This window comes from Actinomycetospora sp. CA-101289, assembly GCF_050955895.1.
Classification (GTDB): domain Bacteria; phylum Actinomycetota; class Actinomycetes; order Mycobacteriales; family Pseudonocardiaceae; genus Actinomycetospora.
Window position 1 is genome coordinate 3,863,773 of record NZ_CP192093.1, and the last position, 12,985, is coordinate 3,876,757.

12 protein-coding genes are annotated in these 12,985 nt (G+C 75.4%); 6 read left to right on the forward strand and 6 right to left on the reverse strand.

Features of this window, described 5'->3' with window-relative positions; translation table 11 throughout:
* The first annotated feature begins 121 nt into the window (after positions 1-121).
* From ACQPX6_RS19325 to ACQPX6_RS19340, 4 genes are read left to right on the forward strand one after another with little or no spacing between them, the layout of a single operon-like run.
* Positions 122-1,150 carry a 3-oxoacyl-ACP synthase III gene (locus tag ACQPX6_RS19325; protein WP_433782055.1) on the forward strand — a complete coding sequence of 343 codons (1,029 nt, stop codon included), beginning with the start codon at positions 122-124 and terminating at the stop codon, positions 1,148-1,150.
* Positions 1,147-2,037 (forward strand): alpha/beta fold hydrolase, encoded by an 891-nt coding sequence (locus ACQPX6_RS19330; protein WP_433782056.1) that lies wholly within the window; start codon positions 1,147-1,149, stop codon positions 2,035-2,037. Before ACQPX6_RS19325 ends, ACQPX6_RS19330 begins: the two co-directional genes overlap by 4 nt.
* Positions 2,034-3,668 (forward strand): fatty acid CoA ligase family protein, encoded by a 1,635-nt coding sequence (locus tag ACQPX6_RS19335; RefSeq protein ID WP_433782057.1) that lies wholly within the window; start codon positions 2,034-2,036, stop codon positions 3,666-3,668. The genes ACQPX6_RS19330 and ACQPX6_RS19335 overlap by 4 nt, the downstream gene beginning before the upstream one ends.
* Positions 3,665-4,666, forward strand: a complete 1,002-nt coding sequence (locus ACQPX6_RS19340; protein ID WP_433782058.1) for an NAD-dependent epimerase/dehydratase family protein — start codon at positions 3,665-3,667, stop codon at positions 4,664-4,666. The genes ACQPX6_RS19335 and ACQPX6_RS19340 overlap by 4 nt, the downstream gene beginning before the upstream one ends.
* Here ACQPX6_RS19340 and ACQPX6_RS19345 read toward each other — a convergent pair.
* Positions 4,646-5,596, reverse strand: coding sequence for a LysR substrate-binding domain-containing protein (locus tag ACQPX6_RS19345; protein ID WP_433782059.1), 951 nt, complete (start codon positions 5,594-5,596; stop codon positions 4,646-4,648). The two genes, ACQPX6_RS19340 and ACQPX6_RS19345, sit on opposite strands and share 21 nt — an antisense overlap.
* A gap of 109 nt (positions 5,597-5,705) precedes the next feature.
* Here ACQPX6_RS19345 and ACQPX6_RS19350 point away from each other — a divergent pair, with 109 nt between their 5' ends.
* Positions 5,706-8,069, forward strand: a complete 2,364-nt coding sequence (locus ACQPX6_RS19350; RefSeq protein ID WP_433782060.1) for an arylsulfatase — start codon at positions 5,706-5,708, stop codon at positions 8,067-8,069.
* Here ACQPX6_RS19350 and ACQPX6_RS19355 read toward each other — a convergent pair.
* Both ACQPX6_RS19355 and ACQPX6_RS19360 read right to left on the reverse strand, forming a co-directional pair.
* On the reverse strand, positions 8,053-9,045 hold the full coding sequence (locus tag ACQPX6_RS19355) for a formylglycine-generating enzyme family protein (RefSeq protein ID WP_433788303.1): 993 nt from the start codon (positions 9,043-9,045) through the stop codon (positions 8,053-8,055). The two genes, ACQPX6_RS19350 and ACQPX6_RS19355, sit on opposite strands and share 17 nt — an antisense overlap.
* On the reverse strand, positions 8,967-9,356 hold the full coding sequence (locus ACQPX6_RS19360; RefSeq protein WP_433782061.1) for a rhodanese-like domain-containing protein: 390 nt from the start codon (positions 9,354-9,356) through the stop codon (positions 8,967-8,969). The genes ACQPX6_RS19355 and ACQPX6_RS19360 overlap by 79 nt, the downstream gene beginning before the upstream one ends.
* Positions 9,357-9,782: 426 nt before the next feature.
* Between ACQPX6_RS19360 and ACQPX6_RS19365 the strand changes: the two genes are divergently transcribed.
* Positions 9,783-10,196, forward strand: a complete 414-nt coding sequence (locus ACQPX6_RS19365) for an STAS domain-containing protein (protein ID WP_433782062.1) — start codon at positions 9,783-9,785, stop codon at positions 10,194-10,196.
* A gap of 335 nt (positions 10,197-10,531) precedes the next feature.
* Here ACQPX6_RS19365 and ACQPX6_RS19370 read toward each other — a convergent pair whose 3' ends face one another.
* From ACQPX6_RS19370 to ACQPX6_RS19380, 3 genes are all read right to left on the reverse strand, one after another.
* Positions 10,532-11,611, reverse strand: coding sequence for an IS110 family transposase (locus tag ACQPX6_RS19370; RefSeq protein ID WP_433781620.1), 1,080 nt, complete (start codon positions 11,609-11,611; stop codon positions 10,532-10,534).
* A gap of 109 nt (positions 11,612-11,720) precedes the next feature.
* Positions 11,721-12,467, reverse strand: a complete 747-nt coding sequence (locus ACQPX6_RS19375) for a CDP-alcohol phosphatidyltransferase family protein (protein ID WP_433782063.1) — start codon at positions 12,465-12,467, stop codon at positions 11,721-11,723.
* A gap of 83 nt (positions 12,468-12,550) precedes the next feature.
* Positions 12,551-12,922, reverse strand: a complete 372-nt coding sequence (locus ACQPX6_RS19380; protein ID WP_433782064.1) for an STAS domain-containing protein — start codon at positions 12,920-12,922, stop codon at positions 12,551-12,553.
* Between the last annotated feature and the right edge of the window lie 63 nt (positions 12,923-12,985).

Sequence of the window (12,985 nt, forward strand, 5' to 3'; positions counted from 1 at the left end):
CCAACCGGCCCAACAATGGACGACCTGTTCCCGTTACCGCAGTTCGTGTGAACTGCGGTAGCGCTTCTGTTCTCCTTTTTTCGGTCTGGCGGGAATGGCGGACGGCACGCATTCTCGGGACATGAGAGCGGCACAGCGGTACGACGACGTGGTGATCACCGGACTGGCGCACGTCGACGCGCCGCACGTGGTCACGTCCACCGAGCTGGAGGACCGGCTCGCCGGGACGCTGGCGCGGCTGCGCATCACCCCCGGCCTGCTGGAGAAGCTGTCCGGCATCGCCGAGCGCCGCGTGTGGGACGAGGGCACGATGCCCAGCGAGGTCGCCGCCCAGGCTGGCGAGCGGGCCCTGGCGCGGAGCGGCGTGGCGCGCGACGACATCGGCGCGCTGATCAACACCTCGGTGAGCCGGGACCACCTCGAACCGTCGACGGCGAGCATCGTCCACGGCCGGATGGAACTGTCGCCGGAGGCCGTGAACTTCGACCTCGGCAACGCGTGCCTCGGATTCCTCAACGGCATGAACACCGTGTCCACCATGATCTCGGCCGGCGAGATCGACCACGGACTCGTGGTGGCCGGCGAGACCAGCCGATTCGCGATGGAATCGACGATCGCACGCCTCGCGGGCGACGACGCGACCCGCGCGATGTTCCACGAGCAGTTCGCCACCCTGACCGTCGGCTCGGGCGCCGTCGGCATGGTGCTCAGCCGCGCCGACGGCCCCGGCGGCCACCGCTACCTCGGCGGGCTCGGGCGCGCCAGCACCATGGGCAACGCCGAGCTCTGCGTGGGGCAGGCCGACGAGATGCGCACCGACTCGAAGGGCCTGCTCATGGCGGGCATGGAGCTCGCCGGGCGCGCCTGGAAGGACGCCGTCGCCGCGTTCGACTGGGACACCGAGAGCTACGACGTCTACTGCCTGCACCAGGTCAGCAAGGTGCACACCCGCGCGGTGTCCGCCCAGCTCGGGCTCGACCACGACCGCTTCCCGTCGCTCTACCCCCGCTTCGGCAACACCGGCCCGGCCGGCGTGCCCACCGTGCTGTCCAAGGCGGTGGACGACGGCACCGTCGTCGAGGGCTCACGCGTGATGCTCATGGGCGTCGGCAGCGGGATCAACGCCGCCGCCGCCGAGGTGATCTGGTGACCGCGCCCGTGCTGCCCGGCTTCGACGTCGAGCAGAAGACGGTCGAGATCGGCGGCCACACGATGGCCTACGTGGACGAGGGTTCCGGGCCGCCCGTCCTGCACGTCCACGGCAACCCGACCTGGTCGTTCTACTTCCGCTCGCTGCTCTCGACGCTGCCCGGCGACGGCTTCCGTGCGATCGCCCCCGACCACATCGGGATGGGCCGCTCGGAGAAGCCCGCCCTCGCCGACTACCCGCACACGCTGGGCCGCCGCGTCGCCGACCTCACCGCGTTCGTCGACGCCCTCGACCTTCGCGAGCCGATCTCGCTGGTGGTGCACGACTGGGGCGGACCGATCGGGCTCTCGTGGGCGGTGGAGAACCTCGACCGCGTCGACAAGGTCGTCGTGCTCAACACCGGCGCCTTCCCGCTGCCCGCCGACAAGCGCATCCCCTGGACGCTGGCGGCCGCCCGGCTGCCCGTCATCGGCGACGTCGCCGTGCGCCGCCTCAACGCGTTCTCCCTCGGGGCGCTCTCGCTGGGCAGCGGGCGCTGGCTGCTCGGCGCGGAGGCCCGCCGCGGTCTGCTCGCCCCCTACGACAGCCCCGCGCACCGCGTCGCCGTGCACGCGTTCGTCCAGGACATCCCCACCGGCCCGGACGACCCCGCCCAGCCGGTGCTCGAGCACCTCGCCGAGCGGCTGCCGCTGCTCGACACCCGCCCGGTGCAGGTGCACTGGGGGATGAAGGACCCGGTGTTCGACGGCACGATCCTGCGCCACCTCGAGGGCCGGCTGCCGCACGCCGAGGTGCACCGCTACGCCGACGCCGGGCACTACGTCCTCGAGGACGCCGCGGACCGGATCGTCCCGCGCGTCCGCGCGTTCCTGGCGGAGGGCCGGTGAGCACGGCCGCCCCCGCGACCACGCTCGACGGCATGCTCGCCGCGCACGCCGCGGAGCGTCCCGACGACCCGGCCCTCGTGCTGCCCGCCCCGGTGCTGTCGCTCGTCGGCCCCGCCACGCGCACGGTGACCTTCGGGGCGCTGCAGCGCCGGGTCGAGGCCGCCGCCGCGGGCCTGCTGGCCGCCGGCGTCGGGCCGGGCACGCGCACCGCGCTGCTCGTCCCGCCGACGGCCGACTTCTTCGTGCTGGCCTACGCCCTGCTGCGCGTCCGCGCGGTGCCCGTGGTCGTCGACCCCGGCATCGGCCTGGACCGGGTCCGCTCGTGCCTCGGCGAGGTCGCGCCGGAGGCGTTCGTCGGGGTCGCGAAGGCCCACGTCGCGCGCCGGGTGCTGGGCTGGTGCCCGAGCGCGTGGATCGCCGTCACCGCCGGCCCCGTCCCCGTGCCGGGGACGACGTCGCTGCGCCGCCTCGAGCGCGAGGGCGCCCGGGGTCCCATCCCCTCCCCGGGGCCGCGCCGCGACGGCACCCCCGCCGCCATCCTGTTCACCAGCGGCAGCACCGGACCGCCCAAGGGCGTCGAGCACCACGAGGACGGGCTGCTCGCGCAGGCCGGCCTCGTCCGCGACCTCTACGGGCTCGGCCCCGGCGACGTCAGCCTCGCCACCTTCCCGCCCTTCGCGCTGTTCGGCCCCGCGCTGGGCATGACGACCGTCGTGCCGCGCATGGACCCGACGCGGCCGGCGAAGGTCCTGCCGTCGCGGCTGGTCGCGGCCGCGCGGCGCACCGGAGCCACGGTCATGTTCGGCTCCCCCGCCGTGCTCGACCGGCTGGGCCGCGGCGCCCCCGCCGGGACGCACCTGCCGGCGCTGCGCCAGGTCATCTCGGCCGGCGCGCCCGTGCCTCGCGATACGCAGCGCCGGGTGCTCGCCCTGCTCGGGCCCGACGCGCAGGTCCACACGCCCTACGGCGCCACCGAGGCCCTGCCCGTCGCGTCCATCGGCAGCGACGAGCTGCTCGCCCTGCCCGAGGACGGCATCTGCGTCGGGCGCCCGGTGCCCGGCGTCGACGTGGCCCTGATGCGCGTCGCCGACGGGCCGGTGGACGCCCTCACCCCCGACCGGCACGTCGCGCCGGGCGAGATCGGCGAGGTGGTCGTGCGCGGCCCCGTCGTGAGCCCCGCCTACGCCGACCGCCCGGACGCCACCGCCGCGGCCAAGGTGACGTGGGACGGCGAGCTCGCGCACCGCACCGGCGACCTGGCGAGCACCGACGACGAGGGCCGGCTGTGGTTCGCCGGCCGCGTCGCGCACGTCGTCCACACCGCCGCCGGCCCGCTCCACAGCGTGCCGTGCGAGGTGGTGATCGACCGCCACCCGGCCGTGCGCCGCAGCGCCCTGGTCGGCGTCGGGCCCGACGGCGACCGCACACCCGTGGTCGTCGTGGAGATGCTCCCCGGCGCCCGGCTGACCGCCGCCGTCGTCGGGGAACTGCGCGCGCTCGCCGCCGCGGACCCCCGCACGCGCGCGATCACGACGTTCCTCGAGCACCGGTCGCTGCCCGTCGACCCGCGGCACAACTCGAAGATCGACCGCGAGGCGCTGGGCCACTGGGCCGCGCGGGAGCTGGCGTGAAGGCGCTGGTCACCGGGGGTGGCGGGTTCCTCGGCGGCGCCGTGGTCGACGCCCTGCTCGCCCGCGGCGACGACGTGGTGAGCCTGGCCCGCGGCGACTACCCGGCGCTGCGCGAGCGGGGCGTGGCGACGCTGCGCGGCGACCTCGCCGAACCGGCGAGCGCCCGCGCCGCCGTCGCCGGCGTCGACGTCGTCTTCCACGTCGCCGCGAAGGCCGGCGTCTGGGGCAGCACCGCGGACTTCCGGCGCAGCAACGTCGACGGCACCCGCGTGCTGCTCAACGCCTGCCGCGACGCCGGCGTCCGGCGGTTCGTCTTCACCAGCACGCCCAGCGTGGTGCACACCGGGCACGACATCGCCGGCGGCGACGAGTCGCTGCCCTACGCGACGCACTTCGACTCCGCCTACCCGGAGACGAAGGCCGAGGCCGAGCGGATGGTGCTCGCCGCGGACGGGCCCGAGCTGGCGACGGTGGCGCTGCGCCCCCACCTGGTGTGGGGCCCGGGCGACACCCAGCTCGTCCCGCGCATCCTCGACCGCGCCCGCCGCGGCCGGCTGCGCTTCGTCGGCGACGGCTCGGCGGTCATCGACACCACCTACGTCGACGACGCCGCCCGGGCCCACCTCGACGCCGCCGACCGGCTCGGTCCGGGCTCGGCGTGCGCCGGCCGGCCGTACTTCGTCACCTCCGGCGACCCGCGCCCGGTGCGCGAGCTGGTCAACGGGATCGTCGTCGCCGGCGGGCTGGAGCCCGTCGACGGCACGGTCCCGCTACCCGTGGCCGTCGCCGCCGGCGCCGCGGTGGAGACGGTGTGGCGGGTGCTGGAGCGGTTCGTGCCGGTCGGCGACCCGCCCATGACCCGCTTCCTCGCCCGCCAGCTCGCCACCGCGCACTGGTTCGACATCGGCGCCGCGCGCCGCGACCTGGGCTACGTGCCGCGGGTGCCGCTGGACGAGGGGTTCGCCCGGCTCGCGGCGTCACTGCGGGTCGGCACCTGACCCACCGCGCGCCGCCCCGACCGGGGCCAGCCCCGCCGCCCCCGCGGCGCGCGCGAACGCGTCGAGGACGGCCCGGGCGGTCGGCCGCTCACCGGTGTGGGGCAGGTGGGCGATCGAGATCGTGCGCGACAGGGGCCGCGCCAGCGGCACGACGGCGACCCCGCGGGGCGGGCAGAAGACCCGGCCGAGGTCGCTGACCAGCGCGACGCCGAGCCCGGCCGCGACCATGGCCAGCGCCGTGGCCGAGCTGTCGACGTGGTGGCGCACGCGCGGGTCGAAGCCCGCTCGCCGGCATGCGGTGCGCACCGCGCGGCCCCAGTAGGTGTGCGCGCCGGAGAGGATCCAGTCCTCGTCGGCCAGGGCCTCGAGGTGGGTGCCGGGGCCGTGGGCGGAGCCCTCGGGGACGGCGAGGTGGATCTCGTCCTGGCCCAGCGGGACGACCCGCAGGTCGGCCTTCCACGGCTCGGGGGCGTCGGGGTAGTCCAGCAGCAACGCCAGGTCGAGGTGGCCGTCGCGGACGTCGGTGACCACGCTCTCGCCGTCGCCCTCGACGCTGTCCAGCGTGATCCCGGGGTGGCGCGCGGCGAGGTCGGCGATCACCGCGGGCAGCACGCCGGCCCCCGCGGCGGGGAAGACGCCCACCGTGAGGTGCGCGGACAGGGTCTGCCGCGCGCCCTCCACCGCGGCGCACGCCCGGCGCTCGGCGGCGAGCAGGATCTCGGCGTGCTCGACGAGCACCCGCCCGACCTCGCTGAGCCGCACCCCGCGCCCCACCCGCTCGAGCACCGGGGCGCCGGCCTCGGCGCTCAGCGCCTCGAGCTGCTGGGACACCGCCGACGGTGAGTAGTGCAGGGTCGCCGCGGCCGCGTTGACCCCGCCCTGGCGCGCGACCTCCCGCAGCGTGCGCAGGCGCCGCAGGGAGAGCTCCATGAAGCGGAGCTTGACACCCGTGTCAACAAGTGTCCGCTGGACCTGAACGATCATCCCGGGCGAGACTGCATCGGTCGAGGTCGTCGCCAGGAGGGAACGTGGGGAGCGGATGAGCGAGTTCACCGGTGGCCGGTACGTGCTGCCCGAGCCGGAGCGGCCGGCGGGCGTGGTCACCGCAGTCGGGTTCGACGAGCAGACCGAGCCGTTCCCGCCGGTCCGCCCCACCGCCGCCCCCGCCGACGCCCCGAACGTCGTGGTGGTCGTCCTCGACGACCTCGGCTTCGGCACGTCCAGCGCCTTCGGCGGGCCCTGCCGGATGCCGACAGCCGACCGGCTCGCCCACGACGGGCTGCGCTACACCCGCTTCCACGTGACCGCGCTGTGCTCGCCGACCCGCCAGGCGCTGATGACCGGCCGCAACCACCACTCGGTGGGCATGGGCGGCACCACCGAGATGGCCACCTCGGCCCCGGGCTACACCGGCTTCCGCCCGCGCAGCGCGGCGACGATGGCCCGCACGCTGCAGGCCAACGGGTACTCGACCGCGGCGTTCGGCAAGTGGCACCAGACCCCGCCGTCGGAGATCAGCCCGGTCGGCCCGTTCGACCGCTGGCCCACCGGCGAGGGCTTCGACCACTTCTACGGCTTCATGGGCGCCGAGATGAACCACTGGTCGCCGCTGCTCTACGAGGGCACCCGGCCCGTCGAGCCCGCGCGCGGCCCCGGCTACCACCTCACCGAGGACCTCGTCGACCACGCCGTGGACTGGGTGCGCACCCAGCGGACGATGACGCCCGACCGCCCGTTCTTCACCTACCTGGCCTTCGGGGCCTCGCACGCGCCGCTGCACGTCGCGCCCGAGTGGCCGGAGCGCTACCGCGGCGCGTTCGACGACGGCTGGGACCGCCAGCGCGAGCGGACGCTCGCCCGGCAGCGGGAGCTGGGCGTCGTCCCCGAGCACACCGAGCTCGCGCCGTGGGCGCAGGACGTGCCCCACTGGGACGAGCTCGGCGACGACCAGCGGGCCCTGGGCGCGCGGTTCATGGAGACCTTCGCGGGGTTCACCGAGCACGCCGACACCCAGCTCGGGCGCTTCGTCGCCGCGCTGGAGGAGCTCGGCGAGCTCGACGACACGCTGTTCGTCTACCTGCTCGGCGACAACGGCGCCTCGGGCGAGGGCGGGCTCGAGGGCACGCTGGTCGAGCACCGTCTCGGGCACGGCATCGTCGACGACCCCGCGGAGATGATCACGCACCTCGACGGGCTGGGCGGGCCGGAGAGCTACCCCATCGCCCCGGTCGGCTGGGCCCTGGCGATGAACACCCCGTACCAGTGGACCAAGCAGGTGGCCTCGCACTTCGGGGGCACCCGCGACGGGCTGGTCGTGCACTGGCCGCGGGGCATCACCGACCGCGGCGGCCTGCGCCACCAGTTCCACCACGTCATCGACGTGCTCCCGACCGTCCTGGAGTGCGCCGGGCTCCCCCGGCCCACCAGCGTCGACGGCGTCGCGCAGCAGCCCATCGAGGGCGTGAGCATGCGCTACACGTTCGACGCCCCCGACGCGCCCGACCGGCGCCGCACCCAGTACTTCGAGATGTGCGGCAACCGCGGCGTGTACCACGAGGGTTGGACCGCGGTGACCCGCCACGGCGTCCCCTGGGAGATGGTCGGGACCGGCGGGAAGTCCTTCCGCGACGACGTCTGGGAGCTCTACGACACCCGCACCGACCCGAGCCAGGCGCACGACGTCGCCGCGGAGCATCCCGCGCGGCTCGCGGCCCTGCGGGAGCTGTTCCTCGTCGAGGCCGCGAAGCACCAGGTGTTCCCGCTCGACGACCGTGTGACCGAGCGGGAGAACCCGGAGGTCGCCGGCCGCCTCGACCTGCTCGGCGGGCGTCGCTCGGTGACCTTCCACGGCCGGACGCGGCGCCTGATCGAGGAGGCGACGCCGAACGTCAAGAACACCTCGCACACCGTGGTGGCCGACATCGAGGTCGGCGGGGAGGTCGGCGGGGAGGCCGGCGACGCGGAGGGCGTGGTCGTCGCCCAGGGCGGGCGCTTCGGGGGCTGGGCGCTCTACTGCCGCGAGGGGCGGGCCTGCTACGTCTACAACTTCTTCGGGCTGCGCGTGCACACCGTGCGCGCCGAGGAGCCGCTGACGCCCGGACGCCACGAGGTCCGGATGGACTTCTGCTACGACGGCGGCGGCCTCGGCCGGGGCGGCACGGCCGTGCTGTCGGTGGACGGCGCGAAGGTCGCCAGCGGCGTCGTCGACGCCACCGTCCCCTACTACTTCTCGTTCGACGAGACGTTCGACGTGGGCGTCGACCTGGGCACGCCGGTGAGCGACGACTACCCGGCCGTGGGCAACGAGTTCTCGGGCACGGTCCACACGGTGCGGATCGATCTGTGCGAGGACCCCGAGCCGGACGACGGGGGCCGGTTCCGGCGGGTCATGGCCTCGCAGTAGCCGCCGACGACGCGCACCGGAACCCGAGGTTGCCCGAGCTGGACTCGGGGGTGTTCGACGACCGTGCGGCGACCCGGTAGCGGTAGCAGTAGGAGTCGTGGCAGAGGTACGACCCGCCGCGCATGACCCGCGCGTCCCCCACCGCCGGGTCCTCCTCGGGGCCGGTCGGGTCGACGGCCTCGCCGCGGCGGTAGGTGTCCGGGGAGAACCGGTCGGAGCACCACTCCCAGACGTTGCCGACCATCTGCCACAGGCCGTAGGCGTTGGGGCGGTAGGACTTCACGGGCGCGGTGGTGAGGTGGCCGTCCTCGCCGGTGTTGTGCGTCGGGAAGCGGCCCTGCCAGACGTTCAGCGCCCAGCGGCCCCCGGGCCGCAGCTCGTCACCCCAGGGGAACCGCGCACCCTCGAGCCCGCCGCGCGCGGCGTACTCCCACTCCGCCTCGGTGGGCAGCCGCTTCCCGGCCCACGCGGCGTAGGCCTGCGCGTCGTGCCACGACACGTGGACGACGGGGTGGTTCGCGCGGTCGCCGACCGACGAGCCCGGTCCCTCGGGCCGCCGCCAGCAGGCGCCGCGCACGCCGAGCCACCAGCCCGCGCCGTCGACGCTGGTCAGGACGTCGGAGCGGTCGCCGGTGAACGCGAGGTGGAACACCGCCGACGACCCCCACCGCTCGGCGTCGGTGACGTGGCCGGTGTCCTTGACGAACGTCGCGAACGCCGCGTTGGTCACCGCGGTGGCGTCGAGCCCGAACGGCGACAGCGTCACCGGGTGGACCGGGTGCTCACCGTCGGCGGCGTAGCCCTCGCCGAGGTGGTCGCCCATGGCGAACCGCCCGCCGGGGATCGCGACCTGCCCCCGCGTGCGGCGGACGCCGGAGCGCCCGGTGGTGGTGCCGGTCAGTGCGAGTCCCCCGCGGTGACGGTCTCGCGGTGCGGACCGAAGGCGCGGTTGACGGGGCGGCCGGAGCGCCGCCAGGCGCGCACGCCGTCGCGCAGCGTGGCGACGTCGGTGAGACCCACCTCGGCGAGCAGGGCCGTCGCGGCCGCGGCCTCCTCGTCGGTGTCGGCCACGACGCAGACGCGCCGGGCCCGACCCGAGAACAGGGCGGCGAACAGGGCGTCGTCGCTGTCGCGCAGCCGCCGCACCAGCACGCTCGGGGTGGCCGACCAGCTGCCGGGGATGTGCGCCCCGGCGAACACCTCGGCGTCACGGGGGTCGAGCGCGATCAGTGCGCGGGTCTCGAGCCCACGAGCGAGCTCCGCGACGGTGATCGCCGGCACATCCACCTCCCGTCCCCGCTGGTCAAGCCTCCACCCGGGCACGATCCTAACCACGGACGGCGCTCGGACACGCCCACCGCGGGCGTGGAACACACCGGGTTGGGCCAACGGCCACCGGGGTGTGCGGCGGGTGGTCGCTCCTCCGCCACCGTGTGGGCGCTCCCGCGCCGGCGGGACCGTGGCGGAGTTGGTGGGCGCGCGGGCACCCGATACGGTTGGCCGCGACCGATCCGCGGCGGACGCTCCTGCGCCCGCGCGACGGTCTCCCCGGTGGGTCCAGACGCGGGCTCGCCCCGCGACCACGTCGTCGCGGGCCCCGGCACCGCCGGCCCCGCCCCGGCCGAACCGGCCCGCACCTCCTGGTCGAACCCCCGTGCGCCCCGGCGCACCCCGCCCGTGTGTCCCGGTCCAGGAAGGAACGAGCCCATCAGCGTGCGGCGCGCGGACCCGGACGACCCGGACGAGGACAGCGGCTTCCGGGTCGAGCTGCGCGATCTCCCCGGCGAGGAGGTCCTCGTGGTCGAGGGTCGCGGCGAGCTCGACCTCGCCACGAAGGACGAACTGCGCGAGGCGATCGCGGGCGTCCGCGGGACGCGCCGGCGCGCGGGCGTCCCCGTCGCGGCCGAGCACCGCATCGTCATCGACCTGAGCCGCGCGACCTACCTCGGCGCGACGATCATCGCCGCGCTCGTCGAGGAGGCCCGCAGCACGCCCGGCCCCGCCCGGCTGGTGGTCGGCGGGCACGGGCTCGTGAGCCGGGTCGCCGCGGTGCTCGAGCTCGGCGAGGTCTTCGAGATCGTGGACAGCCTCCCCGCCGCGCTCGCGGGGTCCGCCGACGCGGGCTGAGCCGGCCTCCTAGCTGATATGGAGGGCACTTCTGTCAAGTGGGCAGGGGTGATGGGCCCTCGATGCGGTGCATCGTGGCTGGTCAGGGCGTTGTGGGTCCGGCGGGGCCGGGTGGGGTGGAGGCGTGCCGGCTCGACGCGCGGTCAGGCTGATATGCGCGGGTTGGTTACCGCATGACCGGGTGTTCGTCGGGAGCGTTCCGCGGATCTAGGGGCGAGCGTCGCCCTGCTCGATGAGGGTCGGGCGGAGCTGCTCATAGCTAACTCGCGGGTCGCTCCTCGCGCTGCCTGCATCCGCACCCGGCACCCGCCGGGGCTTGTGGGGGCGGCCGCGTGTCAGGCGGCCGCGTGATGCTGGTGCTCGTCGAGCACCGCGAGGCTCCAGCACCAGCCGGCGAGCTCGCGGGCCACGGCCACCACCGACACCGTCGGGCGCTTGCGGCGCTGCTCGAGACGGCACCAGCGTTGGTGTAGGCGGCGGTTGCCGGCCTCGGCGCGCGCCCGCACCGCGGCGGGCTGACCGTCGGCGCGCCGGGCCCGTTCCCGGCTGGGGCGCAGCGGGCGACGGTGATGCCAGGCGGCTTCGACCAGCAACCGGCGGGCGTGCGCGTTGCCGGTCTTGGTGATCCCGCCCTGGACCCGCCGAGCTCCCGAGGAGAACTCCGAGGGCACCAGCCCGAGGTAGGAACCGATGGTCGAGCCGGTGAAGCGGTGCCAGTCGGCGACCTCGACGCAGAGCCCGACCGCGGTCAGCGTGGAGACCCCGCGCAAGCAGCGCAGCCGTCCCACCGGCCCGGCCAGCGACGTCGTCTGGGCCATCTCCTCGATCGCGGTGTCGAGCCGGTCGCGGCGGGCGTGCACGCTGAACACCGCATCGAGGGCTTCGTCGAAGGCCAGCTGCACCCCGCGCCGGTCGAAGCGCTGGCGGCGCAACCAGTCGGTGTGCTCGCCGGTCCACGCGCTGCGGTCCCACACGATGCCCTGGCGCAGCAGCAGCTTGGAGAGCCGATGCCGGGCACGCATCAGGTCTCCCCGCGCGTCTTCACGGGCCCGCACCAGATCCCGGGCGGCTTCCTCGGCCTCGCTGGGGACCCGCACCGCGGGCAGTTCCCCGATGCGCAGCAGCCGCGCCAGGCGCTCAGCGTCCCGACGATCGGTCTTGACCTTGTCCCCGGCCGGACGCTCGAGCTTCGAGGGCGCGACCACCTCGCAACGGACCCCGGCCGCGGCCAACGCCCGCGCGAGTCCGAAACCGGTCGGCCCGGCCTCATAGGTCACCGCCACCGGCCCCGGCAGCGCGAGAACCCAGGCCACGATCGCGGCGGTCTGCGGCGCCACCCGCTGGGTGCGGATCTCGCACGCCTCGTCATCGATCGCGCACCCCACGACCGAACGAGCATGAACGTCCAGACCCACCCACGTACGCTCTGCCAACACCCGGCGCCTCCCGTAATTGCGGCACCGTCACCGAGTGCGACGGCGACCCGCGCCAACTTACGAGCGAGGCGCCGGGCCTCCATACGGTCTAGGCCGGTTCCTCCCGCTCGCCCGGCTCGTCGGCGTGCTCGGCGTGCTCGCCGCTCTCGGCGGCCAGCGCCACGTTCCGCTTCCGCCCGTGTAGGCGACGCCGGACGTTGACCACCAGCTGCACGGCGGCGACGAGGGCCAGCACCGCCCACAGCGCGGCGCCGCCGGTGACCACGTACACGCCGACGGACGGGACGACCCCGGCCGCGGCCAGCGAGAGGCCCCCGATCAGCAGCCGGGCGGGGCGCTCGGCGATGGTCACGAGGCCGACCTCGGCCATGCCCTCCGCGGCCGCGCTCGCCCGCACGGACTCGTCGAGGACGGTGAGCACCGCGGCCGCCGCGCACACCGGTCCGGGGGCGCCCAGCGCCCACAGGGCGACGATCATGGCGAGGTCGCTGACCCGGTCGACGAGCTGGTCGAGGATCCGCCCCCAGGCGGTGGCGGAGTCGGTCAGCTCCGCGAGCGCGCCGTCGACGCCGTCGAGCAGCGCCACGACCACGACGAGGACCGCCGCGAGCAGCGCCCACCGGCCGCCCAGCCACGCGACACCGCTGATCGCGACCGCCCCGACGCCGCCGAGCACCGTCACGCGGCCCGGCGGGACACGCCGGCGGGCCAGCGGCGCGGCGAGGCGGTGCGCGACGCGCAGCCACAGGAGCGTCGCCGGGGAGGACCGGACGTCGTAGTCGCCGTGGGCCCGCGACCAGCGGTCGAGGTAGCCGTCGAGGTCGTCGAAGTCCACACGCCACCCCCGCTGCCCCGTCCGGCCGACGCCGACATCGTAGAGGGGGCGCCCGTCCGCCACCGGACGATGCGACGCCGGGCTCAGGAGGTCGCGACGCCCTCGCGGGCGCCGCGCCGGTCGCGGCGCGCGTCCCACACGAGCTGGCGGACCTGCTGGCGCACCCACCCGACGTCCTGCAGCGGGGCCTCGACGAGCAGGCCGAAGAACTGGCTCCAGCGGACGCCGTGGAGGACCACGCCCGGCCCCGCGTCGCCGGAGTACAGCGCCAGCAGCACCCTGAGGCCGTCGGCGTCGCAGGTGCGCACGGCGCCCACGTCCACCACGACCTCCGCGGCCGGCTCCGGGTCCCGGCGGCGGCAGTGCTCCAGGAGATCCGCGGCAGCCCGGGCGTCCAGGTCCCCGTCGAGCACGATCCGGGTGCTCCCCCGTCGCGTGGCGTCGTCCGTCTCCAAGCCCGCCCACCCCCACACAGACCGCGCCCACGCGCGGGCGCACCGGGGTCCGGGGTACGTCCA

Excerpts from the sequence above, each read along its gene's own strand:
- ACQPX6_RS19350 (WP_433782060.1), top strand. The coding sequence starts at position 5,706 with ATGAGCGAGTTCACCGGTGGCCGGTACGTGCTGCCCGAGCCGGAGCGG.
- ACQPX6_RS19325 (WP_433782055.1), top strand. The coding sequence starts at position 122 with ATGAGAGCGGCACAGCGGTACGACGACGTGGTGATCACCGGACTGGCG.
- ACQPX6_RS19345 (WP_433782059.1), bottom strand. The coding sequence starts at position 5,596 with ATGGAGCTCTCCCTGCGGCGCCTGCGCACGCTGCGGGAGGTCGCGCGC.